Below are 23,904 nucleotides of genomic sequence, written 5' to 3' on the forward strand. Positions count from 1 at the left end.
GCCCCGGCCCGGTCCGGCCGGCGGCGGGCCGGGGCGGCGCGGGCCGCCACCGAACACCGCGTCCTCCACGCCGAAACCCGGCACGGTCGGCGGCAGCGGTTCGGTGAGCAGCGCGTTCGGCAGCAGCACCACGACCCGCACCCCGCCGTACGGCGAGGGCGCGGAGCTGAGCGTGACCCGGAACCCGTACTGCTCGGCGAGCCGGCCGACCGCCGCCAGGCCGAGCTGCGGCACCTCGCCGAGCCGGGAGATCTCGACGGTGGAGCCGCCGGCCAGCGCGGCGGAGGCCTTGGCCACGGCCTGCTCGGGCATGCCGACGCCGCCGTCGTCGATCTCGATGACGGCACCGTTGTGCACGGGCATCAGGGTGACGAACACCTGGGTGCTGGGCGGGGAGTAGCGGGTGGCGTTGTCCAGCAGCTCGGCCACCGCGTGGATCAGCGCCTCGGCGGCCGCGCCGACCACCGCGGTCTCGATCCGGCTGCGGATCATCACCCGCTGGAAGGGCAGGATGCGCGACTGGGCGCCGCGCACGACGTCCTCCAGCGAGACCGGCTCCGGCCAGTGGCGGCCGGCCCGGGCGCCGCAGAGCACGGCCAGGGTCTGGGCCAGGCGCGCCTGCTGGGCGGCGGCGTGGTCGGCCTTGAGCAGGCCCTCCAGCAGGGCCGGGTCGTCGTGGGTGCGCTCCATCTCGTCCAGCAGGGCCTGCTGGTCGTGCGCCATCACCAGGATCCGGCGGGCCACGCTGAGGAAGGCCCGCTGGGTGGAGGCGGTGAGCTCCTGTTCGTGCTGGACGGCGGCCAGTTCGGCGCTGCGCCGGGAGAGTTCGGTGGCGAGCCGCTCCCGCAGGGCGGCGTTCTCGCGCTGCTCCCGGCCGACCCGGCGGCGCTGGGTGGCGGCGACCGCGCGGTAGCGGGCGGCGGCCACGAGGGCGAGGACGGCCAGCACGCCTGTTGCCGCCGCGCACCACTGAGTCATCGTCACGCGGCGAATTCTAGGGTGATGATCCTACGAAGGTGTGAACGGATCTCGCCAAGTGACCGGATATCGTCGATATCCCGTCAAGAGCGCGCCAAACCGCACTGCTTCGGGCGCGACCGGACGGTCCGTGGACCTCCGATCGGCGCCCCACTGGTCCCACTAGTGCACAGTGGACAACCGGTGCAACAGCAGCAGCGCCACATCGTCCGGACGCGAACGCCGTTCGATGACGTTCAGGGTGAGCAGATCGGCCAACCTCTCCAGGGCCGGACCGGGCTCCACCCGCACCGGGCCGGCGTTGCGCGCCCACAGCTCAAGACCGCCGAGCATCCGCTGCACCGACTCGTCGTAGTCCTCCTCGCGGTCCTCCACCAGTCCGTCGGTGTAGACGAGCAGCGTCTCGCCGGGTTCCAGCCGCTCCACCGCCAGCGGGTACGGCCGGTCCGGGGCGACGCCCAGCGGCGGGCCTCCGGGCAGCTCCAGCTCCACCGCCTTGGCGTCCTCGGTGACCCTGACCGGGGCCGGGTGACCGGCGCGGGCGGCCCGCAGCGTGCCGTCGGCCGGGTCGAGGGTCAGATACAGGCAGGTGGCGAACAGCTCGGTGTCCAGCTCGGCGAGCAGCCGGCTGGTCCGGGCCAGCGTGGCCGCCGGATCGTGGCCGTCGGTGGCGTACGCGCGCAGCCCGCTGCGCAGCTGGCCCATCACCGCCGTGGCCTCGGCGTTGTGGCCCTGGACGTCGCCGATCACCAGGCCGATCCGGCCGTCCGGCAGCCGCAGCAGGTCGTACCAGTCGCCGCCGATCTGCATGCCCTCGGTGCTCGGCAGGTAGCGGGCGGCGGTGGCGATCCCGGGCAGCCGGGGCAGGCTGCGCGGCAGCATCGCGCGCTGCAGCTCGGTGGCCCGGTGGTGGTGGGTGTCGTAGAGGCGGGCCCGTTCCAGGGACTGCGCGAGGATGCCCGCGAAGGCGGAGTAGAGGGTGCGGTCCTCGCGGCTGAAGATCCGCTCGGTGGCGAAGGTGATCAGGCAGGAGCCGACCTGCCGGCCGGAGGCGACCAGCGGCAGCACCGCCCACGCGGCCGGGGCGAGCGGGCCGCCGCCCCCGGTGCCCGCCTCCCGCGGCCGTCCGCGCTCCGGGGCCCGCCCGCGGCCCCGTCCGCGCCGGGCCGGCTCGCTGAACAGCGGGGTCGAGCGGGCCAGCGCGCGCTGCATCACGCCCTCCGACAGGTCGGCCAGCCGGGTCAGCTCGGTGCGCCGGGGGCCGCCGTAGACGGTGTGCGCGACGGGCAGCAGCCGGCCCTCGTCGACCAGGTCCAGCACGATGCTGGCCGCGCCGAAGGAAGGGCGGGCGACGTCGGTCACGGCCGTGGTGACGTCCCGGACGGTGATCGCCCGGGACAGCGCCCGGGTGAGCGCCAGCAGCAGCGCCGAGCGGGCCCCGGCGGCGGACGTCCCCCCGGCGGCCCCGTCGGCGTTCCCGGCGTTCCCGGTGTTCCCGTCCGACCGGACCCGGCGCCCGGCACGGCGTTCGTCGGGGGCGCGGCCGTGGTCGAGGTCGGCGATCAGCCCGGAGATCCGGACCGGCCGGCGGTGCACGTCCAGCATGACCTCGCCGGTCTCCTCGATCCGGATCACCCCGCCGCCCCGGCGCGGCACCCGGTAGCGGATCCGGTACGGGCCGCCGGTGGAGAGCGCCTCGGCGAGCGCAGCCTGGACGTCCGGCAGGTCCTCGGGGTGGACGACGAGGTCGAGGTCGGGTGCGGGGGCGGGGCCGCCGTCCACCGGCGCGGGCCGGCCGACCAGCCGCAGCGCCTGGGCGTCCCAGTGGGTCTCGCCGGTGACCAGGTCGCGCTCGAAGGCGCCGTGCCCGGCGGCGCGCACAGCGAGCGAGAGCAGCGGGTGGGCCGTTCCGGCGGCCGGGTCGCCGCCCGGGCCGGGGCCGGGGCGCACCCCGTTCGCCGCGCCGCCGCCGGTGCGCGGCGCCCGGGGCGCCCCGGCGTGCTCCAGCAGGTGGGCCAGCCGGTGCGCGCAGGCGTCCGCGAGGGTCTCCAGCACGTCCAGGTCGCGTCGCGGGACGATCCCCCGGTGGGCGAGCGCGAGGACGAGCACGCCGATCGGCTGCTCGTCGACGACCATCGGCAGGGCGACGATGGCGACCATCCCGGTGCCCATGCCGGCGTTGCGGTTGGGGTAGTCGACGCTGGTGCGTTCGGGGCTCAGCAGATAGGGGCGGCGCAGCTTCAGCGCCATCGCGGCGGGCAGCTCACCGGCCGGGTCGACCACGCTGTAGCGCTCGTGGGCCCAGTCGGGCAGGCCGTGGGAGGCGGTGAGCCGGAGCATGCCGCCGGGGTCCAGCAGGTAGAGCGCCGAGCCCTCGCCGGTGATCCAGCCGGGGCCCTCGGCGAGCACGGTGCCGAGCAGTTCGGCGGCGCTGGTGCAGCCGAGCAGTAATCGGACGCAGCGCATGGCACTGCGCGCGGTGGGGCTGCTGCGCGGGTCCACGGGACGGCCGGCCTCTCCGGTTCCTTATGGGGCAGTTAATTCTTAATACCTTATTTCTTAAGTGGGTGAGGCGTGGGGTGAACGGCGCTCTCCGTGGCGTCCGATCGGCAGGTGTACGGGAAGCGGACAGCCGTGTTCGGGCAGCGGGGCGGCCGGTGTACGGGCACCCCCTCCGGGTCCGGTACCCTTCTCCGTACGACGTGCCGCCGGACAGGCGGGTCGGACGGTACGGGGCTATAGCTCAGACGGTTAGAGCGCTTCCCTGATAAGGAAGAGGCCACAGGTTCAAGTCCTGTTAGCCCCACACCATCCCGAAGGGCCCGGAGCGATTCCGCTCCGGGCCCTTCGGCGTTCCCCGGCCCCCGGCCGGCGCCGCTCAGGGGCGGGGCCAGCCGCGCAGACCGGCGGTCAGCACGGTGATCATGCGCTCCTGGGTCTCCCCGAGGTCCTCGGCGAGCTGGAAGGCACCGCCGGTCGACAGCGCGGCGAAGCCGTGGGCCAGCGAGCGGAAGGTGCGGGCGGCGTGGATCGCCTCGGAGCCCTCCAGCCCGTACGCGCGCAGCACCGCGACGATCACCCCGACCAGCCGGCCCGCCGCCGCGACCAGGTCGGCGTCCGGCTGCGGCGCCTGCGGCAGGGCGGCGTAGCGGTGCGGGTGCTCGGTGGCGTACGCGTGGTACGACCGCAGGACGGCGGCGACCGCGGCGTCCCCGCTGCGGCCGAGCGCGGCCTCGGCGAGCCGGTCGGCCAGCTCCGCGGTCACCCGGACGGCCACCAGCCGACGCAGTTCGGCCAGGCCGCCGCTGACGTGCTTGTACAGCGAGGGGGTGGCGACCCCGGCCCGGGCGGCCACGGCGGCCAGGGTGAGGGCCTCGGGGCCCTGCTCGTCGATGAGGGCGATGGCGTGGCCGACGACCTGCTCGGGGGTCAGTCCGACTCGGGGCACAGCGGTTCTCCTAGCGGGGGGCGGGACGGCCGGTGGCGCTCAGGCCAGGTCGGCGAGGAAGGGCAGCAGGGCGTCGGCGGTCGCCCGCGGGTGGTCGGCCATCGGGTAGTGGCCCGCGCCCTCGATCATCACCTTCCGCGCGTTCAGCGCGGCGGCCTGCCGGTCGGCGACCAGCTCCGGCTTCGAGAAGTCGGGGTCCTTCGAGCCCATCACCACCAGCGCCGGGCAGCGCACGGCGGCGGTCCAGCCGGTCGGCGCCGAGTCGCCGCGCACGTAGCCGCGGGTGGCGGTCCGGCGGCCCGGGGTGCGCATCGCGGCGACCAGCCCGGCCACGTACTCCTCGTGGTCGGCCGGCTTGGGCCCCGGGTAGGCGGCCTTGCGGTGGTAGAGGCCCCAGAACGCGGGCGAGCGCACCAGCAGCGCGCCCATCGCGCCGACCACCAGGCGCTGCAGCGCGCCCGGCGGCACGTTCTCGACGAAGGCGTCGATCAGGACGATGCCGGCGACCCGCCCGGGGGCGTCCCCGGCCGCCTTGACGACGCTGGCTCCGGTGTAGGAGTTGCCCGCCAGCACGGCCCGGTCGATGCCCAGGTGGTCCAGCAGGGCGAGGACGTCGCCGGCTATCGCGGCGGGGGAGTAGTCGTCCCAGAGGATCGAGGACTCGCCGAAGCCGCGCAGGTCCATGGTGATCACCCGGCGGCCGGCGGCGGCCAGCAGCGGGCGCAGGTGGCGGTAGGCGGCCCGGCTGTCGAGCATCCCGGGGAGCAGGACGACCGGGACGCCCTCGCCGTGCTCGGTGTCGTCGAAGGCGATCCGGCCGCCGGGCAGGTCGAGGTGGCGGGTGACGGGGGCGAGGGTGCCGTTCATGGGGAGCCTCCTGGGGCGGGATCGTCGGCGAGGCGCCGATGGCCATAAAGCTAAGGCTAATAGCCTTAGCCGTCAAGCTATCGGTCGTTCTCCGTGTGACCGGCCCCGCCGGTGGAGACCGGTCAGACGCCTTCCACCTTGAACGGGTCGTGCTCGGTCAGCAGCTTGTCCAGCCGCGCCTGGTCGACCCGGGTCACCAGCTCGGAGGTCTCCTGCCGGTCCCGGACCACCTTGGAGAGGGTGAACGTCGAGGTGATCGTGTAGAGCAGGCCGAGGGCGAGGAACGCCCGGGTCCACGGCTCCACCGGGAGGAAGGCGATCCCGACGCCGAGGGCGGTGCCGGAGAGGGCGAAGGACAGCACGGCCTGGATGTAGTACGCAGGCGTGGTGCGGGACTGCATCGGTGCGCTCATGGCGTCAGGATGGCCGCGCGGAGCCCGGCCGCACATGAGTAGGCGTACTCAAGTGAGGGGCCGTTCGTTGACGTCCTGACACGTTCGGTAGTGTCAGTTGTCATCAAACGTCCCAAATCGCCCACCGGACCGCGTGGTGTCCGGTCCGTATCGGTCGTCACCAACGGATGGCTTGGAATCGGGGGCCTCTCGGATTAACGTTTGATAACGCAGCGCGGTCGCAACGCCGTACCCAGACGGCACCGTGCGCCGTCGCCTAATCCCACCGGCCGGCCTTCGGGCAGGCCAGGGAGCCGGGGAACCACGTTCCTTGGGGTGAATCGGCCGGGCCCAGGCCCAGCCGTAGGAGACCTTCCTGCTCCGAACCCGTCAGCTAACCCGGTAGGCGCGAAGGAAGGAAAGGAGCGCGCCTCCGTGGCGTCGACGCACACCCCGGCACATCCGTCCGGTTCCTCGGCCGGTACCCAGCTGCTCGACCACCCCGGCCCGTTCACCGGGCAGGGCCCGTTCGGCGGCCCCGCCGACGAGACCGCTCCGCCGGCCGCCGAGACCAGCCGGCACCGGATGCCCCGGCAGGGCCGCGGCACCGCTCCGCTGCTCGGCGTCACCGCCGTCGCCGCCACCCTGGGCGCCACCGGCTTCGCCTCCGCCACCCCGGCCGCCGCTCCCGCCGTCGAGACGCCCGACGAACTGCCGGTCGCGCTCTCCGCCGACCCCGGCCTCGCGCTCGCCGCCCGCATCCAGCAGCAGGCCGACAGTCAGCGCACCGCGGCCGAGGAGAGCGCCCGCGTCCAGGCCGCCCAGGAGGCCGAGGCCAAGCGCGCCGCCCAGGTCGCCCAGCAGGAGGAGGCCAGGCGGGCCGCCGAGGAGGCGGAGAAGGCCAAGCTCGCCGCCATCAAGCTGCCGGTGCGGGACTACAACCTCTCGGCCCACTACGGCCAGAGCGCCCGCTACTGGGCCCACCTGCACACCGGCCTGGACTTCGCCGCCGACACCGGCACCCCGGTCTACGCGGTCGGCCAGGGCACCATCACCTCGGCCGGCTGGGCGGGCGCCTACGGCTACCGGATCGTCGAGACCCTGCCCGACGGCACCGAGATCTGGTACTGCCACCTCTCCTCGATCATCAAGGGCTCGGGCAAGGTCGTCCCCGGTCAGCAGATCGGCAAGGTCGGCGCGACCGGCAACGTCACCGGCCCGCACCTGCACGTCGAGGTCCGCCCCGGTGGCGGCGCCCCCGTCGACCCGGAGAGCTGGTTCGAGCAGCGCGGCGTCACCCCCTGACGCCGCCGCGGACACCCTGAGCGCCCCGCCCCGCCGGACGTGATCCGGCGGGGCGGGGCGCTGTCGGGGATCGGATCAGCAGGTGACGGGCGCGGTGACGGTCGCGGTCGCCCCGTAGCCCCAGGTGGTGGTCGTGAGGGTGGCCGTGACGGTGGAGCCGCACGGCGCGGTGGCCGCCAGGTAGCCGAAGCCGCGCCCGCCGGGCGGGAGGATGCCGCTCCCGGTGTCGGTGCCGAGCGAGGCGCCGCCGACGACGCCGAGGGTCAGGGTGTACGAGGCGGACTGCGCGGTCCAGTCGGAACGGGTCGGCGAGGTGTAGCCGCCGGCCGTCACGCCGGTGCCGTCGATCGTGACGCAGACCTGGCTCCGGAGTGCACCGACGGGGCCGTCGGCACAGGTGGTGGTCGCGGTGGTCGTGGTGCCCGCCGTCGTGCCGGTGGTCTGCGCGGTGGCCTGGGTGGCACCCGCGAAACCGAGCGAGGACAGCGCGGTACCGGCCGCCAGGACCGCGACGAAACGCTTCATCAGGGTTTCTCTCCTTCGAATACGGTGGCAGGAGGAGCAGTGGAGCGCGTGTGATATGTCACGCTTCACATGGCGGATGATTCCACCGCACCCGATCCATCACTCCTGACCGGCCCCGAATCCCTTGAGGAGTACCGGAATTGACCGCTCGGTGGCTCGAATCCACGGCCGTGCCCTGCCGTCGCTACTCCGCCTCGGGTCCCTCGTACCCCTCTGGCCCCTCAGGCCCCTCGAATCCCTCGAATCCCTCGAATCCCTCGGGGTCCTCCGCCGGCTCCAGCCCGGCCAGGTAGGCGTCGATCTCCGCTTGCCCCGGCTCCGGCGCCAGCTCCGGGAACTCCTCCACCAGCAGCCGCGGCAGCCCCGGCACCGTCCACCCGCCGGCCAGCTCCAGCGCCACCTCGACCGCGGCCTCCTCGAACGCCCCGAAGTCCCCGGCCAGCTCCTCCGGCATCGGCCGGCCCAGCGCCGTCAGCTCCGCCAGGTTCCGGTAGCTGCGCTGCATCAGCCCCTGCTCCAGCAGCCGTCGCGCGCCGTCGGTGGCCATCCCGACCGCCAGCGCCCGGGCCCCGCCGTCCCAGCCCCCGTCGTCCACCGGGTCCAGCAGCCCGTCCGCCTCCAGCGCCGCGAAGGCCGCCGACCGCTCCTGCGGCGCCAGCTCCCGGAACCCCTCCAGCCAGGCCCGCACCGCCGCCTCGTCGCCGGTGTCCACCCCGTCCGCGCGCAGCAGCAGCGTGTACAGCCGGGGCCAGGTCACCAGGTCCGCCCGGCGCAGCAGCCCGGCCGCCACCTCGCCCTGCCACTCGGCCTCGGCGTGCAGCCGCTCCTGCCGCTTGGCGTTCAGCCGCTTCGCCGCCCGCTGGTGGTCGACCAGCAGCCGCACCGCCGCGCCGTACGCCAGCGGGTCCTGCCCCGGCTCCGGCTGGACGTACAGGTACAGCCGCTCGTACAGCAGGTGCTCCACCGCGGCGGAGGTCAGTTCGGGCCAGCCGTCGTGCATCCTGCCCCCGCCCAGCTCCAGCAGCGCCAGCACCGCCCGCAGCGGGGCCTCGGCGACCGGCCGGTGGCCCGCCGCCTCCGCCCAGGCGAGCAGTTCGGCGGCCTTGGTGCGCGGGGCGAGCCGCAGGTCTTCGTCTTCCATAACCACGAACCGTAACCGCTGGTCGGGGGTAGGGTCGGGAGCCATGGTCCCCGTCCGACTCACCGGTCCCCGGCTGGCCGTCCGCGAGTTCCACCACACGCCGGAGGACGTGGACGCGCTGCACGCGGTGTTCGGCGACCCGGAGGCCACCCGTTACCTCCCCTTCGCGCCGTGGGATCCGGAGACCTGCGCCGACCAGGTCGCCCAGTTCGTGGAGGAGGCGGAGAAGGAGCACCGGGAGGTCTACCGGCTGGCCGTCACCCGGCTCGCCGACGCCGACGACCCGGCCCGCGCCGTCCCGATCGGCAACGCCGCGCTCGGCCTCGTCCCCCACCACGCCGCCCACCTCGGCTACGCCCTGCGCCGTGACGTCTGGGGGCTCGGTTACGCGGGCGAGCTGGTCGGCCTGCTGCGCGGCCTCGCCTTCGGCCCGCTCGGCCTGCACCGGCTGGAGGCCCGGGTGGACGTCGACAACGCCGCCTCGATCCGGGTGCTGACCAGGGCGGGCTTCCGGCTGGAGGGCCGGGTCCGGCACGACTACCGCCGCCGGGACGGCTGGCGCGACGCCTACCAGTACGCGCTCCTCGCCGACGACGAGCCGGTGACCGGGGGATAACCCCACCCCCGGTTCGCCGGGGAGCCGGATGTTCCGCCGCCGCGCGCTCTGACAGGCTCGGGGAGTCAGCAGGACAGACCCCACGAGCCCGAACCGAGACCGACCCGAGGGACCGAGAGCCGGCCATGAGCACCCACAGCATGCAGCGCGACGAGTACGACGCGTACGACGGCCGTGACGGCGGCGACCGCCGCACCGTCGCCCGCCGCATCGAGGAGCCGCCGTACGCCTGGCGGGCCCCGTTCACCTCCTACTTCTACCGCGAGATCGGCTACACGCTGACCGGCCTGCCGCTGGCGGTCGTCGGCTTCGCCGTCGCCGTCGCGCTGTTCTCGCTCGGCCTCGGCACCGTCGTCACCGTGCTCGGCCTGCCGGTGCTGGCCGCGCTGACCGCCACCGCCCGCGGCTTCGGCGGGCTGGAGCGGGCCCGGGTGCGCGGCCTGCTCGCGCTGGACGTGCCCGCCCCGGCGCCGGTCCGCGCCGTCCGGCCGGGCGCCTGGGGCGCGATCACCGCCCGCATCGCGGACGCGGCCGGCTGGAAGGCCGTGCTCCACCAGGTGGTGATGCTGCCGTGGGCGATCCTCAGCATGGCGGTGTCGCTGGTCTTCCTCTGCGTCGGCTGGACGCTCGCGCTCTACCCCGTCTACCACTGGGTGTTCCCGCGCTACGTCGACTGGCCCGGCTACCGGCTCTTCGACTTCACCGGCGACGACGGCGTCCGGCACGAGTACTACATCGAGTCGCCGCTGCAGATCGCCGGAGTCTGCCTGGTCGGCATGCTGTTCGTCTTCCTGACCCCGCAGCTGGTGCGCGGCCTGACCAACGTCAACCGCTTCGCCGCCCGCGGCCTGCTCGGCCGCTGACCCACCCGCCCCCGACGCCCGCGCCCGACGCCCGCACCCGACGCCCGCGCCCGGCCCCGCGCCCCGCCCGGACGGCTCCGGGTGCGGGCGCCGACGGCCCGTGGTCGGATGGCGGCGATGGCCGACCGGACCGCCCGCGCCCCGGCCGCGGTCCCGTCCGCACCCCTGGTGACCTCCCGCCCGCTGGACGAGTACTGCGGCCTCTTCGGCCTCACCCGCGCCCGGATCGCCGCCCTGCCGGGCCCACTGCTGGACTGCCCCGGCGGCGCTGCCGCCCTGGTCGCCGAGGCCCGCCCGCTCGGCTGCCGGGTGATCGCCGCCGACCCGGTGTACGCCCGGCCGGCCGAGGAGATCACCGCCCGCGCCCTGGCCGCCCGGGCCGCGATGGCCGCCGCGATGGCGGCCCGCCCGGACCTCTACCCGGCCCGCCGGCACCGTCGGCCCGAGCACTACCTGCGCGGCTGGGACCGGGCCCGCCGGCTCTTCGCCGCCGACCGCGCCGCCCACCCCGGCCAGTACGTCGCGGCCGAGCTGCCCCGGCTCCCCTTCGCGGACGGCACCTTCGCCCTCACCCTGAGCGGCTACCTGGTCTTCGCCTACCCCGAGCTGTTCGGACCGGAGCGGCAGCTGGCCGCGCTGCTCGAACTGGTCCGGGTCACCGCCCCCGGCGGCGAGGTCCGGGTCCACCCGCTGTACGACGGCGAGGGGCGCCGCACCGCCGGGCTGGACGCCGCCCGCCATGCGCTCGGCGAGCGCCGGATCGCCAGCGAGATCCGGGTGGTGCCACCCGTCGACCGGGGCGGTCGGGCCCAGCGGGTGCTGGTGCTGCACCGGGTCGCCCCCCGGGTAATGGTCACCTGATAGGTTCACCCCTATACTGACCGGCCATGACCGAAATGATGATCAAGCCGGCCGAGGCCTCGGACGCCGACCGGCTCACCGCCCTGATCCAGGACTGCTCCGCCTACCGGGGCGCCTACGCGCCGATGATCGCCGGCTACCGGGTGACGCCCGAGTACCTGGCCCGGCACGAGGTCCACCTCGCGGTCCGCGCCGCCGACGACCACCTGCTCGGCTTCTACGCGCTGATCACCGACCCCGCCGAACTCGACCTCATGTTCGTCGCCGACGCCGCGCAGGGTCTCGGCGTCGGCCGCCGGCTCATCACCCACCTGCTCGACCGTGCCCGCGCCCTCGGCGTCGACGGCGGCGTCCGGGTGGTCTCCCACCCGCCCGCCGAGGCCTTCTACCTGCGGATGGGCGCCGAGCGGGTCGGCACCTTCCCGGCCCGGCCGCCGATCGGCTGGGACCGGCCCGAGCTCCGCTTCCCGCTGTAGGCCCGGTCAGTCCCGCGGCTCCCCGGCCTCCGCCGCCGGTGCCGTCGCCTTCGCCGCGGCCGGCGCCTGGGCCCGTACCGGGAGCGTTCCGCCCGGTTGGCGAGGCACGAGCCCGGGAGCCTCCAGGCCCGAGAGGATCTTCTCCGCCAGCCAGCTCCGGTCCGAGCCGTACGGGATCCCGTCCGGCGCCATCAGCCGCCCCGCCACCGCGTCCCGCAGCCGCCCGGCCTCCTCGGCCGGTAGCCCGGACATCAGCCCGCGCGCCGCCAGCAGCGCGTGGTACTGCTCGAACCCGGAGCGCGGGTGCTCGATCGCGTCCAGCACGCTCGGCAGGTCGGCCAGCGCCGGATCGCCCTGCATCAGGGCCAGCGCCTGGATCCGCCGTCCCTCCGAGCCGTCCGCGAACAGCTCCCGCACCCGGGACGCCGTCAGCGCCGACCGCCGGGCCGTCGACCGCACCTCGGCCACCACCCGCTCCGGCCCGGTCACCCGGTCCGCCGGCAGCATCGAGCCGGGCAGGTCGTCCGGCTTCCCGGGGCTGGTGCCGACCAGGCCCAGGTGCTGCATCGCCCGCATCCGCAGGTCGTCGGCGCCCACCTTGTCGCCCTTGCGGTCCCGGTCCTGCCCGGCGAGGAAGAGGTCCAGTGCCTGGTCGGCGTCGGAGAGCACCCGCGGCAGCGCCAGCCGGGTCAGCAGCCAGCCCGCCAGGAAGCCGAGCAGCAGGAAGTAGAGGACCAGCGCGGCCGCGAACGGGGCCGTGCCCGCGCCGCCGCCCAGCGCCGGGGCGAGCGCCGTCCCGAGCCGGTCCAGGCGCTCGCCGAGCGAGCCGAGCTGGGTCAGCCCGACGCCCAGCAGCACCTTGGTGAGCCAGTCCGAGACCTGCTCCAGGTTGGTGTTCGGCGCGTACGAGCCGTGCGGTTCACCGGCCCCGGCGGCTCCCGCGCCGCCCGAGCCGCCGCGCACCCGGGGCACCCCGAACAGGAACCCCAGCGCACCGCCGACCAGGGTCGCCGCGCAGGCCACCACCAGTCCGCCGCCCAGGGCCTGCCAGGGGTGCGGCCGCCCCAGTGAGAACAGCACCAGGCCCACCAGGCCCGAGCCCAGCAGCATCCCGCCCGCCGCCCGCTGTGCCGTCCGCACGACCGCCGCGCCGCCGGTCCGCCGATTCGCCGTCGCCATCGCCCACCACCCCCAGTGCCCGCACCCCGCCCCTGCGGAGCGCGCGCCGACTCTAGCGGGGATGCCCCCGACATCGGGGGCATCCCCGCTGGGAGCGCGGACACACCCGCACGGGACCGGTGCGGTGGAACCGTCCGGGAACGCAGACGGCCCGCGGGCTGCTCCGCGGCGGCCGTGCCCACGACGAGGGGCATCGGGCGCCGAGGCACCGGGGATGTACCGGTGAGCCCGCGGGCCGGGTGACTGCTTGGGATTTCGCCTGCCGGAGGCCTGGGGCCTCGCCCTGCGCAGGCAGGGGCGGCTCTAGCGAGCAGCCACCTCACGCATCCTGATGGAACTCAATTCAGGATCACCTCCTTTCAGTGTGCCGCCACCATAGGCAGGCCACCGGACGGAGGGCAACGGATTTATCCGGCGTGCTTCCCGGTGCCGGATCAGGCCGCCGTGGCCTGGGACTTGAACTTCGAGTAGTCGATGACCTGGTCGGCCGGCGGGGCCTGGATGGTCAGCGGCTTGTTGATCTCGGTGAAGTCCGCCTGGCCGCCCCCCTTGCCGGTCTTCTCGATCCGCAGCGGGTACGGGGTGCCCTCGGTGGCGACGTGCAGGACCATCTCGTCGCCGCCGCTGTTCTTCGACTTGATGCTGAAGGTCTTCGCGCCGTTGACGGTGCCGGCCGAGCCCTTGGTCAGGTCGGTGGACTTGCCGTCCTCCAGGAAGCTCTTGGTGAGGTCCTTGAGGTTGCAGGCGGTGGTGAGCTCCTTCATCTCGGGGTCGTCCTGGACGCCCGCGATGTAGCGGCCCTTGAGCAGCTCGGCGGCCTGGGCGCCCTCCGCGCCGCCCCCGGCGACGTTGCCGATGAACTCGGCGTCGGGCTTCAGGTAGACCTGCTTGCCGTCGCCCAGCAGCTCGAACTTGCCCATCCCGGGCATGGAGATGGAGCCCTTGCACTTCCCCTCGGTGTCGACCGCCAGGTCCACGGTCATCTTCTCGGCGGCGTTGCTGATGGAGCCCACGACCTTGACCGAGGTGGCACCGGCCAGGGCGTCCTTGGCCTTCTTCTGGATCTCCTCGGCACTGAGCTTGGCGGTGTCCAGCTTGGTGGCGGAGGCCTTGTCGTCGCCGCAGGCGGTCGCCCCGGCGGCCAGCAGCAGACAGATCGCGGCGGTGCTGGCAAGGCGCTTCGACAGCATGAGTCTTCCTAACCCGGACATGACGGTACGCGTCCGAACAAGTGATTTTCCCGCTCAGTATGATCGAAAGATCATTTAACTGATCTTGACTCGCCGCGCCGTTACAGCTTCGTGGCAGGACCGTGCCGCGCCCGGGACACCGGGCATGACGAAGGGCCCGGAGGAAGAATCCTCCGGGCCCTTCGGCTACTGAGTAGCGGGGACAGGATTTGAACCTGCGACCTCTGGGTTATGAGCCCAGCGAGCTACCGAGCTGCTCCACCCCGCGTCGGTGAACACAACCATACGGGGAAGTCGCCCGAATGGGAAATCGGTTCCACATCCGTCCCCGCGCACCCCCGCGCACCACGCGGCGCACCGTCCCTCATCGTTCCCGTGCGGTGTGCCGCCCGGCTCGGGTCCGGGCCCAGGCGGAGAAGCAGACCAGCGCCGCGAAGCACGGCACCATCAGCACCGCGTACACCAGCAGGAAGCCGCGGGTGCCGAGGTCGGCGGCGGCGTTCCAGGTGCCGTGCAGGGCCATCGACAGGACCAGCCCGGTCGGCGCCGCCAGCCGGGCCAGCCGGCGGCGCCCGGTGGTGAGGGTGAGCGCCAGCCCCAGCCCGGTCAGCGCGGTGAACAGCGGGTGGGCGAACGGCGAGAGGAGGCCGCGCAGCACGAAGGTCTGCACCGTGCTGTCGAAGTCCCGCAGGCTCGGCGGCTCGCCGAGGCCGATGCTGTCCAGCCGCTGCTGCTGGTCGTCGGTGAACGCCCGCCCCAGGTAGAGCGCGTTCTCGGTGAAGGCGAAGCCGCAGGCGGTGATCCCGCCGAGCACCACCCCGGCGGCCAGGACGCGCGGCCGGGACCGGGCCCGCCGGTGGCCGGGGCGCGGGCCGGGCAACGGGCCGGGCAGCGGGTGGAGCAGCGGGCGCGGGTAGGGGCGCAGCCGTAGTCGGCCGCGGGCGTGCGGCAGGGCGAGCCGGCGCTCGTACCCGCGCGGGCGCCGGGGGCCGGGCAGCCGGTGCGCCGGGCCCGCGCCGGGCTGTCCGCCCCGCCCCGTGCCGGGCCGGGCCGCGCAGCGCAGCCGCCGGCCGAGCGGCAGCAGCAGGACGAGCAGGGCGGCGCCCTTCGCGCTCTCCTCGATCAGTGGGGTGACCACGTCGGCGCCCAGCGCCTGGCCGAGGCTGCCCTGGTGGGCGGTCAGGTAGCTGCTGGTCCAGCTGTTGGCCAGGATGGCCACCGTGGTGGCGGCGCAGGCCCCCCAGCCGAGGCAGAAGACGGTGTGCCGCAGCGGCACCCGGGCGGTCTGGTTGAGCCAGGCGAGCCCACCGAGCACGAAGGGCAGCGGGACCATCGCCAGGCCGAGGCCGACCAGCAGCCCGGCGGTGCCGGTCTGGCGGCGGACCAGGTGGAGGATCAGCACGCCGCAGCCCGCCAGGGCCAGTACGACCGCCGCGGTCACCGAGGAGAACGCGACCGAGCGCAGCGCACGGGCGGCGGCGCCTGCGGGGCGAGCGGTGCCGGCGGGGTCGGCCGGGGGCGGAACGTCCGGGCCGGCGGGGTCGGCACCTCGGCGCGGCCGGGACACGAGGGTGGGCACGAGCCGGTGCGCCCGGCGCCTCCGGGGCCCCGGGATGGTCCGGGTGCCGGCGGTGGGCGTGGGCATCTCTCGGTCGTCGGCGGCCCGCACGGTGATCTCGTACCCGCCGCCGGACGGGGTGCTCACGCGCCACAGGGTAGGCCACGCCACCCGGCGGCCGGGAGGAGTCGGGGCGGGCGCCCCGCACCGGTCCCGTCCGCCGGCGGCCACCGGGGCCGGCGGGGTTCGCCGGGTCGAACGCCCGGCGGAGGCTCAGCGGCGGCGGAACAGCAGGTCGTGCACCACGTGGCCCTTGGCGATGCCGGCCCGTTCGAACTTGGTGACCGGGCGCCAGGCCGGTCGCGGCGCGTAGCCGGGGACGGAGCCGTCCGGGTGGTCGGCCGGCTCCAGCCAGCCGGTGCCGTCGCCCTCGGGGTGCAGGTTCTCCAGCTCCGGCGAGGCGGACAGCACGTCGAGCATCTGCTCGGCGTACGGCTCCCAGTCGGTGGCGCAGTGCACCAGCGCGCCGGGGGCCAGCCGGGGGAGGACCAGTTCCAGGAAGGAGGGCTGGATCAGACGGCGCTTGTGGTGCTTGGGCTTGGGCCACGGGTCGGCGAAGTAGACCCGCAGACCGGCCAGCGAGGCGTCGGACAGCATGTCGCGCAGCAGGATCACGGCGTCACCGGCGGCCGGGCGGACGTTGGTGCTGCCGTCGCGCTCCAGCAGGCCGAGCAGGTTGCCGTGGCCGGGGGTGTGGACGTCGGCGGCCAGGATGCCCGTCGCGGGGTCGGCGGCGGCCATCGCGGCGGTGGTCTCGCCCATGCCGAAGCCGATCTCCAGGGTGACCGGCAGGCCGTCGAACAGCGCGGGCAGGTCGAGCGGGGTGCCGTCGATCGCTATGCCGTACTTCTCCCAGCCCCGGTCCAGCGCGCCCGCCTGGGCGTTGGTCATCCGGCCCCGGCGCGGCTGGAAGCTGCGGATGCGCCGCTCGCTGTGCTGGGCCTCGGTGGCCTTGTGCGGGTACATCGGCGCGGGGTACGCGGCGGGCGCCGCGGAGAGCCGGGCGGAGGGCGATGGCTGGGGGATCGGGGCGGTGGCAGTCACAATCACCCGAGTCTACGGGGCCGTCGGGCGCGGGCCGCAGGCCCTGTGACGGTCCCCACGTCCGCCCTCACGTCCGCCGGGTCCGCCGTCGCCGCGGCCGCCCTCAGCCGCCCGCCTCCAGCGCGGCCAGCGCCCGGCGGGCCACCTCCCGGCCGATCGGCAGCGAGGCGGTCGCCGCCGGGGAGGGCGCGTTCAGCACGTGCACCAGGCGGCGGGTGGAGCGCGGGTCGTCCGGGTCGAAGCCGGCGAAGGCGAAGTCGTCCAGCAGCGAGCCGTCCCGGGCCACCGCCTGGGCGCGGACGCCGGCCCCGGCCCGGACCAGGTCGGCCGCCGTGACGGCCGGCAGCAGTCGCCGGACGGCGGCGGTGAACGCCCGCTTGGACAGCGAGCGGTGCAGTTCGCCCACCTCGTAGCGCCAGTGCCGGCGGGCTATCTGCCAGGTGCCGGGGAAGGCGACCGTGCCGGCGAGGTCGCGCGGGCGCACGGTGCGCCAGTCGTAGCCCTCGCGGGCCAGCGCCGGCACCGCGTTGGGGCCGACGTGCACGTCCCCGTGCACGCCGCGGGTCAGGTGGACGCCCAGGAACGGGAAGGCCGGGTCGGGTACCGGATAGACCAGTCCACGGACCAACTCCCGCCGCTCCTTGACGAGTTCGTAGTACTCGCCGCGGAACGGCACGATCCGCACCCCGGGGTCGTCACCGGCCAGCCGGGCGATCCGGTCGCTGTGCAGGCCCGCGCAGTTCACCAGGACCCGGCAGCGCAGCTCGCCCGCCGAGGTCTGCACGGTGACGCCGTCGGCCCGTCGGGCGACCGCCCGCAGCTCGGCCCCGGTGCGGATCTCCGCCCCGGCCTCGCGGGCCAGCCGCGCGTAGGCGGCGGCCACGGCCGGGAAGTCGCAGATGCCGGTGGTCCCGATGTGCAGCCCGGCGATGCCGGTGACCTGCGGCTCGTGGGCGGCGATGCCCCGGCGGTCCAGTTCGGTGACCGGGATGCCGTTGGCCCGGCCGCGTTCGGCCAGGGTGCGCAGCCGGTCCAGTTCGGCGGGCCCGGTGGCGACGATCAGCTTCCCGGTGACCTCGTGCGGGATGGCGTGGGCGCGGCAGAACTCCACCATCTCGGCGGCGCCGGCCACCGCGTAGCGGGCCTTGAGGGAACCCGGCCGGTAGTAGACGCCGCTGTGGATCACCCCGCTGTTGTGCCCGGTCTGGTGGGCGGCCAGGCCGGGCTCCTTCTCCAGGACGGTGAGCCGCAGCCCGGGCCGGGCCACGGTCAGCGCGTACGCCGTGCCGAGCCCGACGATCCCGCCCCCCACCACCAGTACGTCGACGTCGTACCGCACGGCCCGCTCCTCGCCTCGCCTCGTCCGACCGTCCCCGTCCGTCCGCGATGCTGCCATGCCGGCGGGGGCCGGTCGAGGGGGCGAGGCCCTCGGCGGGGGCGTCGGCGGGGGCGTCGGCGGGGCTCTCGGCCGGGCCGACGGTCACGCCGACGGTCAGGCCGGGGCGACGATCACCGCGCGGGCCCGTTCGGTCAACTCGCGGACGCGGCGCTCGCCCTGGAACGGCTCCAGCCGGCGCAGCATCTCCACCACGTACTCGCGGCTGCGCTGCGAGGAGATCCGCCCGGCCACGTCGACGGCGCGCTCGCCCGCCGCGACCGCCGCGTCGAGGTTGCCCGCCTCGGCCTCGGCCATCGCGGAGACCACCAGCCGCAGGCCGTGCGAGCGGACGAACCCCTCGGTGGGCCGGGCCAGCGCCTCGCGGGTGAACTGGCGGACCTTGGAGGGCACACCGAGGTCGCGGAAGCACTCGGCGGCGTCGGCGGCGAGCCGGTCGTAGGCGTAGAAGTCGATCCACGCCGGATCGGGATCCCCGGCGCGCGCCCGCTCCAGCGCGCTCTCCGCCGCCCCGAGCGCCGTCGCGCACGCCGCCGCGTTCCGCGCCTTGGCCTGGGCCCGTGCCTCGACCAGGTGGAAGAAGCTCATCGTCCGGGCGGTGGCCAGGCCCCGGTTGCGCTCCAGGGCGGCCTGGGCGAGGTCCACGGCCTCCTCGGCGAAGCCCCGGTACCCGGCCTGCAGGCTCATCGAGGCCAGCACGTAGCCGCCGAGCGGGACGTCCGCGGCGGCCCGGGCGAGCCGCAGGGCCTGGATGTAGTAGCGCTGGGCGGCCTCGTGCTGGCCGGTGTCGAAGGCCATCCACCCGGCCAGCCGGGTGAGTTCGGCCGTCGCGCCGAACAGCGCCCGGCCCACCGCGTCGCTGTACGAGGCCAGCAGCAGCGGTGCCGCCTCGACCCGCAGGCACTCCGGCACCATCGACGAACGCCAGTCCCCGCCACCGTACTTGGAGTCCCAGCGGCGGGCCTCCTGGGCGGCCTCGCGGAGCTTGGCGGCGTCCGAGTGGCCGACCCGGTACGAGCCGGCCTCGGCGGGGGAGCGCGGCACGTCGCGGGCCACCGAGCCGTCGGCGGGGGTGATCAGCCAGCGGGAGACCGGGGTCGCGTACGCGGCGACCGAGAAGGTGCCGGCCAGGCTGTCGCTCCAGCGCCCGCCGCCGGGGCCGCGCCGCAGGTCGAGGTCGACCCGCCAGAGGTCGGTGGCGGAGCGCACCGCGTCGGGGACCTCGCGCGGGAAGGCGAGGCCGAGTTCGGGCGCCGGGTCGGTGTCGCCGAGGCCGATCTCCTCCAGCGGTACCGGCCGGCCGAGCTTGCCGCCGATGGCGGTGGCGATCAGGTGCGGGACGGGCCCCTGCGGCACCATGCCCTTGCTGACCCAGCGGGCCACCGAGGTCTTGTCGTAGCGGAGCGTCAACCCGCGTTGTGCGCCGAGGTCGTTGACGCGGCGGGCCAGCCCCGCGTTGCTGATCTGGGCGAGCGTCAGGAGCGTGCCGAGCCGTTCGTTCGGTCCTCGTGGGCTGACGGTCATGGTGGCGGGGGCACCTCCTGCGGCCTTGTGCGCGGGGCCCGGGCGGCACCGGGCCGTAGCTGCTGTACCTAGAGTAGTCGGACGCGTTCCGACGGTTAAGAGGCCGCATTCCGGATGGCGGGATCGCGCGCCCGGGCCCGGCGCCCGGGCGGTCCGGCGGCTCGGCGCGGACCGCCCGGATCCGGCCGTCCGAGGGTGTCCGGGCGGCGCGCCGGAGCGTCGTGCTCCGGTCCCGTGTCGATGTGCGCCCGGCCGTGCCCCCTGGCCCGACCGGCTGGTCGGCGATTCGCTGGTGGTCGTGGGTCGGCCCGCCGTCGAGGACCCGGCGGGCCGGGGGATGCCACCGCCTACATCCCCGCGGGCGGTGGCGCCGTCCGGGAGGGCATGCGGATGCCCTCCCGGGCCGAGCGGCGTCTTTCGGCCATTTCGCGATGGCCATGACAGGGCGTCGCGGAGGGCGGTCCGGGCCGAGGAGGGGGAGGCCCGGCCCGCCCCAACAGGGCGGCCCGTCCGGGGTGTTGTCCGGGGGGCGTCCGAGTCTCGTCCGGGCGTTCGACGCCGCGTGCCGGACGGCGCACCCGCCCGCCCGGGGGCGTACCGGAAACGACAACTCCGGTCACCGGGAGCGCGACCGGTGGCACCATGTCTTCTGACGGTGCGCCACGGGCCGACCAGGGGGACCGCCCGCTGACGGGCGCACCGCGCGGTGCTGGTCCTCGTGCGGTGGAGGCGCGATGCGGTGGCTGACGGGCTGGTGCACGGGCGCGCCCCGACCGGGTGCGCCGGCGCACCAGCCGCCCGGTGCGGTCGCTCCGATCGCCGCGCGCCCCCTGTGGAGCGGGCCCGACCCGCTCTGGGCCGTCGGCGACTGGCGGCCCGAGGAGATCCGCCTGGTCACCCTCAGACCCGGCGCCCCCGCCGTCGTCACCACCGGCCCCACCGGCCCGGACCCGGTCGAGGCCGGCCCCGCCGTGCTGCGGCTCGCCGTCCTGGGCCACTGCGGCGCCACCGACGCCGAGCTCGCCGCCGGCCTGGCCGCCGCCCGCGGCGGCGCCGTCCGCCACCTCACCGCCTGGCCCGGCGGCTACACCGTGGTGCTGCGCAGCGGCACCCGCTCCACGGTGCTGCTCACCGACCTGGCCGGCGCCCGGCCGGTCTTCCACACCCCCTGGGGCGGCGGCACCGCGTACGCCACCGCCGCCCTGCCGCTCGCCGACCTGATCGGCGCACCGCTGGACACCGGCCACCTCGCCGCCCGGCTGGCCTGCCCCGAGGCACCGGAGGCACTCGGCACCGGCACGCCCTACCTCGGCGTGCAGCGGGTGCCGCCCGGGCACGCGCTGGGACTGCGCGACGGGCGGCCGTACCTCTCCGGGTACGACGAGCCGGGTGCCGGCGGGGCGCGCGGGCGCGGCGAGGCGGCGGCCGTCCGGGAACTCACCCGGGCGCTGCTGGAATCGGTCCGCTTCCGGGTCCGCAGCAGCCCGGCCGGGCCGCCGGGGCGGGCCCGGCTCGGCGTCGACCTCTCGTACGGGCCGGCGTCGGCCACCGTCGCCCTGCTCGCCGCCGCCGTCCCGCTCGCCGCCGGCGTCCCGCGGCAGCCCGGGCCGCCGCCCGCCGAGTCCGGACCGGCGGCGCCGCCGGGGCCGGACGCCGGCCGGCCGACGGTCGTGCGCACCGGGGCCGTGAAGGGCTCCTGGGCCCGCGCCGCCGGCCGACCGCGGACCGCCCCCGAGCCGGTCGCCGCCATCACCTCCGGCGACACCGCCGCCCCCGCCGCCCCGGACGTGCCGCGACTGCGCCACATCGTGCTCGCCACCGGCCCGGACACCCTCCCCTACGCGGACCTGCGCGCCGACCCGACGGCCGGGCGGCTCACCGACGAGCCCGGGCCGGAACTCGTCGCCGCGGCCTGGGCCGGGGCCCGGTTCGAGGCGGGCGGCACCGAGCACCTCACCGGCCACGGCGCCCGGCACGTCCTGGACGGGCACCCGGCCCGGCTGGCCGACCTGGTCCGGGCCGGCCGGGCGCGCGAACTCCTTTCCCCGGTGGCCGCGTTGGCGGGCGCCGACCGGGCCGCCGCCGGTGTCCTCGCGGGCGCGCTGCGGACCCCGCTCACCGTGCTGCGCGCCGCTCACCGGCTCGCCCGCAGCCGGTACGCGGACGCGCTCGACGACACGGCCGTGAAGCTGACCCTGCGCCGCAGCCCCGACGGCGGCGGTACGGCGGGCACCCGCTCGGCGGACGACCTCGCCTGGGTGGTCCCGGGGCCGGCCGCCCGCTGGCTGTCCGACGAGGCGCTCTCCGCCGTCGCACTGCGGCTGCGTCTGGCGGCGCGCGAACCGGCGCCTGGGGAACACCCAGGCGCGTACCGGGCCCGGCACGCCCTCCACCGGCACGCGCGCGGCTTCCGCACGCTGGTGCACGCCACCGAACAGCCCGGGCAGCGCCTGCACGCGCCCTTCCTCGACAACCAGGTGGTGCGCGCCGCCCGGCTGCTCCCGGACGACGTCCGCCTCCAGCCCGGAGCCCGGCACGCGCTGCTGCGATCCGTCCTGGCCGGCACCGGGCGCACCGACCTGCCGCCCGACTGGGGACGCGGGCCCCGCCCCGACCGCGCCGCCCCCGCCCGGGCGGGTCTACGGCTCGCCGCCGACGGCCTGGCCGAACTCTTCGACGCCCCCCTGCTCGCGGAGGCCGGCCTGATCGACCTCCCCGCCGTCCGCGCCGCCCTCACCCGCGCCGCCGACCAGGCCGCCCCCCTCCCGCCGGCCACCCTCGCCGGCCTCGCCGACCTGGTCGCCACCGAACTCTGGCTCCGCCGCATCCGCGCCCGCCGCCACGGCGCCTGCTGGACCGGCCTCCCCCGCCCCACCCATCCCGCCCTCACCCCCACCCGCTTTCCCTGACCCCCGAAATATGCGGACCGGATATGCCGACCGGTCCACTGATTTCCGGTGCCCGGCCCCGCGCGTGCGGAGTGGGAAGTCGGCCGGTCCGACTTCCTGTGCGGTCGGTGCGTTGCGTCGTGCCTCGCGGGTTCGTTCGGCGCGGCTCGGGGTGGGGCGGGGGTCGGGCGGCGATCATGGCGGGGCGTTCCGCCCCTTCCCCTCTCCCGCATCCACGGAGGTCCTGGTGACCAGTGCCAGTCCGGATCCGTCCGTCCCCGTCGTGCTCCCGGTGCTCGGGCGGCCGCCGACGGGGCGCCCGCCGGGAGTGCTCGCGGCGTGCGACGGGTCGGACGGTTCGCTCTGGGCACTGGAACGGGCGATGACCGAGGCCGAGGCGCACGGCCTGCCCCTGTACGTGCTCGCCGTGGTCAACCCGGCGCCCGCCGGCTACCCGCCGGGGATGGCCGAGCTGGTCCAGGAGAGCGTGGAGACCCTGGTCGAGTCGATGGCCGACGGCGTGCGCCGCTCGGTGACCGCCGTCCAGCGGGCCCGCCCCCACCCGTGCACCGCCGAGATGTCGCTGCACGTGGTGCTCGGCAACGTGATCGAGGTGCTGCTGGCCGCCTCGGCCCGCCAGCACACCCTGGTGCTGGGCACCCGGGGCAACGGCGGCTTCACCCGCCTCCTCCTCGGTTCGGTCGGCAGCGCCGTCGTCCACCACGCCGCCTGCCCCGTGCTGGTCGTCCCCGCCCCGCCCGAGAGCTGAGCGCCGGGAGCCGCCGGACGCCGGGAATGCCCCGAGATGGTTCACCGTTCACCAATTTCGGACCGTACTCCCTCCCCACTTCCTGGAGCCCCCGTCATGAAGGTCGAGATCTACTCCGACATCGCCTGCCCCTGGTGCTACATCGGCAAGCGCCGCTTCGAGCAGGCGCTCGACGGCTTCGCGGGCAAGGAGAACGTCGAGGTGGTCTACCGGCCGTACCAGCTGGTGCCGGACGCGCCGGCCACCGCCGGCCCGCACCGGGAGTGGCTGGCCGAGCGCTACGGCCCGCAGTCGGTCGCGATGGACGCCCGGGTGGCCGAGCTGGGCCGCACCGAGGGCATCACCTACGACTTCGACGCCGCCCTGCACGCCAACACCTTCCTCGGCCACCGCCTGCTGCACCTCGCCGAGACCGAGTACGGCGCGGCCGCCCAGGGCCGTCTCAAGGAGGCCCTGCTCAAGGCGCACTTCACCGACGGCGTGGACGTCGGCGACCGTGACGCGCTCACCGAGGTCGCCGTCGGGGCGGGTCTGGACCGCGACCGGGTGGCCGCCTACCTCGCGGGGGACGAGGGCGCCGCCGAGGTCCGCGCGCAGCTGGCCGAGGCCCGCGAGCTGGGCATCACCGCCGTGCCGACCTTCGTCTTCGAGGGCAAGTGGGCCGTCCAGGGCGGTCAGGAGGCCGAGACCTTCCGCCGGGTGCTGGAGCAGGTCGCCACCGAGATCGGCGAGCGCCGGCCCGCGCCGGTGCAGGTCGCCCCGGCCGGCGAGGCCTGCGCGGACGGCTCCTGCGCCATCTGAGCCGCCCGCATCCATCCGGGCGG

At 75.6% G+C, this 23,904-nt stretch carries 21 protein-coding genes, 2 tRNA genes and 1 riboswitch; of the genes, 9 read left to right on the top strand and 14 right to left on the bottom strand.

From position 1 onward, the window contains the following. Nucleotides 1-978, bottom strand: a 978-nt coding sequence (locus ACFVVU_RS37475) for a sensor histidine kinase (protein ID WP_387794279.1), incomplete at its 3' end; no start/stop codon positions are given. Between the two features lie 162 nt (nt 979-1,140). Beyond that, nucleotides 1,141-3,480: a SpoIIE family protein phosphatase gene (locus ACFVVU_RS37480; RefSeq protein ID WP_387794261.1), complete on the bottom strand. Its 2,340-nt coding sequence runs from the start codon at nt 3,478-3,480 to the stop codon at nt 1,141-1,143. A 230-nt stretch (nt 3,481-3,710) separates the two neighbouring features. Here ACFVVU_RS37480 and ACFVVU_RS37485 point away from each other — a divergent pair. After that, a tRNA-Ile gene (locus ACFVVU_RS37485) sits at nt 3,711-3,784 on the top strand. A 72-nt stretch (nt 3,785-3,856) separates the two neighbouring features. Here the strand turns inward: ACFVVU_RS37485 and ACFVVU_RS37490 are convergent. The 3 genes from ACFVVU_RS37490 to ACFVVU_RS37500 form a co-directional block, all read right to left on the bottom strand. Then, nucleotides 3,857-4,426, bottom strand: coding sequence for a TetR/AcrR family transcriptional regulator (locus ACFVVU_RS37490; protein WP_380689660.1), 570 nt, complete (start codon nt 4,424-4,426; stop codon nt 3,857-3,859). A gap of 39 nt (nt 4,427-4,465) precedes the next feature. Continuing rightward, the gene (locus tag ACFVVU_RS37495) at nt 4,466-5,293 is read right to left on the bottom strand and encodes an alpha/beta fold hydrolase (protein WP_387794262.1); all 828 of its coding nucleotides are present in this window, start codon (nt 5,291-5,293) and stop codon (nt 4,466-4,468) included. Between the two features lie 122 nt (nt 5,294-5,415). Then, a complete protein-coding gene (locus tag ACFVVU_RS37500) occupies nt 5,416-5,706 on the bottom strand; it encodes a YiaA/YiaB family inner membrane protein (protein WP_355366812.1) in 291 nt (96 codons plus the stop codon). A 243-nt stretch (nt 5,707-5,949) separates the two neighbouring features. After that, nucleotides 5,950-6,108: riboswitch (cyclic di-AMP (ydaO/yuaA leader) on the top strand. 12 nt (nt 6,109-6,120) lie between these two features. Between ACFVVU_RS37500 and ACFVVU_RS37505 the strand changes: the two genes are divergently transcribed. Further along, nucleotides 6,121-6,990 carry a M23 family metallopeptidase gene (locus ACFVVU_RS37505; RefSeq protein WP_380689654.1) on the top strand — a complete coding sequence of 290 codons (870 nt, stop codon included), beginning with the start codon at nt 6,121-6,123 and terminating at the stop codon, nt 6,988-6,990. A gap of 75 nt (nt 6,991-7,065) precedes the next feature. Here the strand turns inward: ACFVVU_RS37505 and ACFVVU_RS37510 are convergent, their stop codons facing one another. Continuing rightward, entirely contained in the window at nt 7,066-7,515 is a 450-nt protein-coding gene (locus ACFVVU_RS37510) for a hypothetical protein (protein ID WP_387794263.1), read from the bottom strand. A gap of 184 nt (nt 7,516-7,699) precedes the next feature. Beyond that, nucleotides 7,700-8,656 carry a hypothetical protein gene (locus tag ACFVVU_RS37515; RefSeq protein WP_387794265.1) on the bottom strand — a complete coding sequence of 319 codons (957 nt, stop codon included), beginning with the start codon at nt 8,654-8,656 and terminating at the stop codon, nt 7,700-7,702. Between the two features lie 43 nt (nt 8,657-8,699). Here ACFVVU_RS37515 and ACFVVU_RS37520 point away from each other — a divergent pair, with 43 nt between their 5' ends. From ACFVVU_RS37520 to ACFVVU_RS37535, 4 genes are all read left to right on the top strand, one after another. Continuing rightward, a complete protein-coding gene (locus tag ACFVVU_RS37520) occupies nt 8,700-9,272 on the top strand; it encodes a GNAT family N-acetyltransferase (RefSeq protein ID WP_380684437.1) in 573 nt (190 codons plus the stop codon). Nucleotides 9,273-9,397: 125 nt separating this feature from the next. Continuing rightward, nucleotides 9,398-10,135: a sensor domain-containing protein gene (locus ACFVVU_RS37525; protein WP_380684438.1), complete on the top strand. Its 738-nt coding sequence runs from the start codon at nt 9,398-9,400 to the stop codon at nt 10,133-10,135. Nucleotides 10,136-10,252: 117 nt separating this feature from the next. Beyond that, nucleotides 10,253-10,996, top strand: coding sequence for a hypothetical protein (locus ACFVVU_RS37530; RefSeq protein WP_387794267.1), 744 nt, complete (start codon nt 10,253-10,255; stop codon nt 10,994-10,996). A gap of 26 nt (nt 10,997-11,022) precedes the next feature. Then, nucleotides 11,023-11,472 carry a GNAT family N-acetyltransferase gene (locus ACFVVU_RS37535; RefSeq protein ID WP_380684440.1) on the top strand — a complete coding sequence of 150 codons (450 nt, stop codon included), beginning with the start codon at nt 11,023-11,025 and terminating at the stop codon, nt 11,470-11,472. Nucleotides 11,473-11,478: 6 nt separating this feature from the next. Here ACFVVU_RS37535 and ACFVVU_RS37540 read toward each other — a convergent pair whose 3' ends face one another. From ACFVVU_RS37540 to ACFVVU_RS37570, 7 genes are all read right to left on the bottom strand, one after another. Beyond that, entirely contained in the window at nt 11,479-12,651 is a 1,173-nt protein-coding gene (locus ACFVVU_RS37540; RefSeq protein ID WP_387794268.1) for a hypothetical protein, read from the bottom strand. 434 nt (nt 12,652-13,085) lie between these two features. Then, nucleotides 13,086-13,841: a hypothetical protein gene (locus tag ACFVVU_RS37545; RefSeq protein ID WP_380684442.1), complete on the bottom strand. Its 756-nt coding sequence runs from the start codon at nt 13,839-13,841 to the stop codon at nt 13,086-13,088. 194 nt (nt 13,842-14,035) lie between these two features. Beyond that, a tRNA-Met gene (locus tag ACFVVU_RS37550) sits at nt 14,036-14,109 on the bottom strand. A gap of 96 nt (nt 14,110-14,205) precedes the next feature. Beyond that, nucleotides 14,206-15,546, bottom strand: coding sequence for a PrsW family intramembrane metalloprotease (locus ACFVVU_RS37555; RefSeq protein ID WP_387794270.1), 1,341 nt, complete (start codon nt 15,544-15,546; stop codon nt 14,206-14,208). A 126-nt stretch (nt 15,547-15,672) separates the two neighbouring features. Beyond that, a complete protein-coding gene (gene trmB, locus ACFVVU_RS37560; protein WP_380684447.1) occupies nt 15,673-16,503 on the bottom strand; it encodes a tRNA (guanosine(46)-N7)-methyltransferase TrmB in 831 nt (276 codons plus the stop codon). A 103-nt stretch (nt 16,504-16,606) separates the two neighbouring features. Further along, on the bottom strand, nt 16,607-17,842 hold the full coding sequence (gene lhgO / locus ACFVVU_RS37565; protein ID WP_380684444.1) for an L-2-hydroxyglutarate oxidase: 1,236 nt from the start codon (nt 17,840-17,842) through the stop codon (nt 16,607-16,609). A gap of 153 nt (nt 17,843-17,995) precedes the next feature. Next, nucleotides 17,996-19,423: an MFS transporter gene (locus ACFVVU_RS37570; RefSeq protein ID WP_380684445.1), complete on the bottom strand. Its 1,428-nt coding sequence runs from the start codon at nt 19,421-19,423 to the stop codon at nt 17,996-17,998. 734 nt (nt 19,424-20,157) lie between these two features. On the opposite strand from ACFVVU_RS37570, the gene ACFVVU_RS37575 reads away from it, so the two are divergent. From ACFVVU_RS37575 to ACFVVU_RS37585, 3 genes are all read left to right on the top strand, one after another. Beyond that, nucleotides 20,158-22,332, top strand: a complete 2,175-nt coding sequence (locus ACFVVU_RS37575) for an asparagine synthase-related protein (protein ID WP_387794272.1) — start codon at nt 20,158-20,160, stop codon at nt 22,330-22,332. A gap of 226 nt (nt 22,333-22,558) precedes the next feature. Then, complete coding sequence (locus tag ACFVVU_RS37580) at nt 22,559-23,080, top strand: universal stress protein (protein WP_380688408.1); 522 nt, start codon at nt 22,559-22,561, stop codon at nt 23,078-23,080. A gap of 96 nt (nt 23,081-23,176) precedes the next feature. Then, nucleotides 23,177-23,881, top strand: a complete 705-nt coding sequence (locus ACFVVU_RS37585; RefSeq protein ID WP_387794274.1) for a DsbA family oxidoreductase — start codon at nt 23,177-23,179, stop codon at nt 23,879-23,881. The last annotated feature ends 23 nt before the right edge of the window (nt 23,882-23,904 follow it).

This window comes from Kitasatospora sp. NPDC057965, from assembly GCF_042887135.1.
Classification (GTDB): domain Bacteria; phylum Actinomycetota; class Actinomycetes; order Streptomycetales; family Streptomycetaceae; genus Kitasatospora.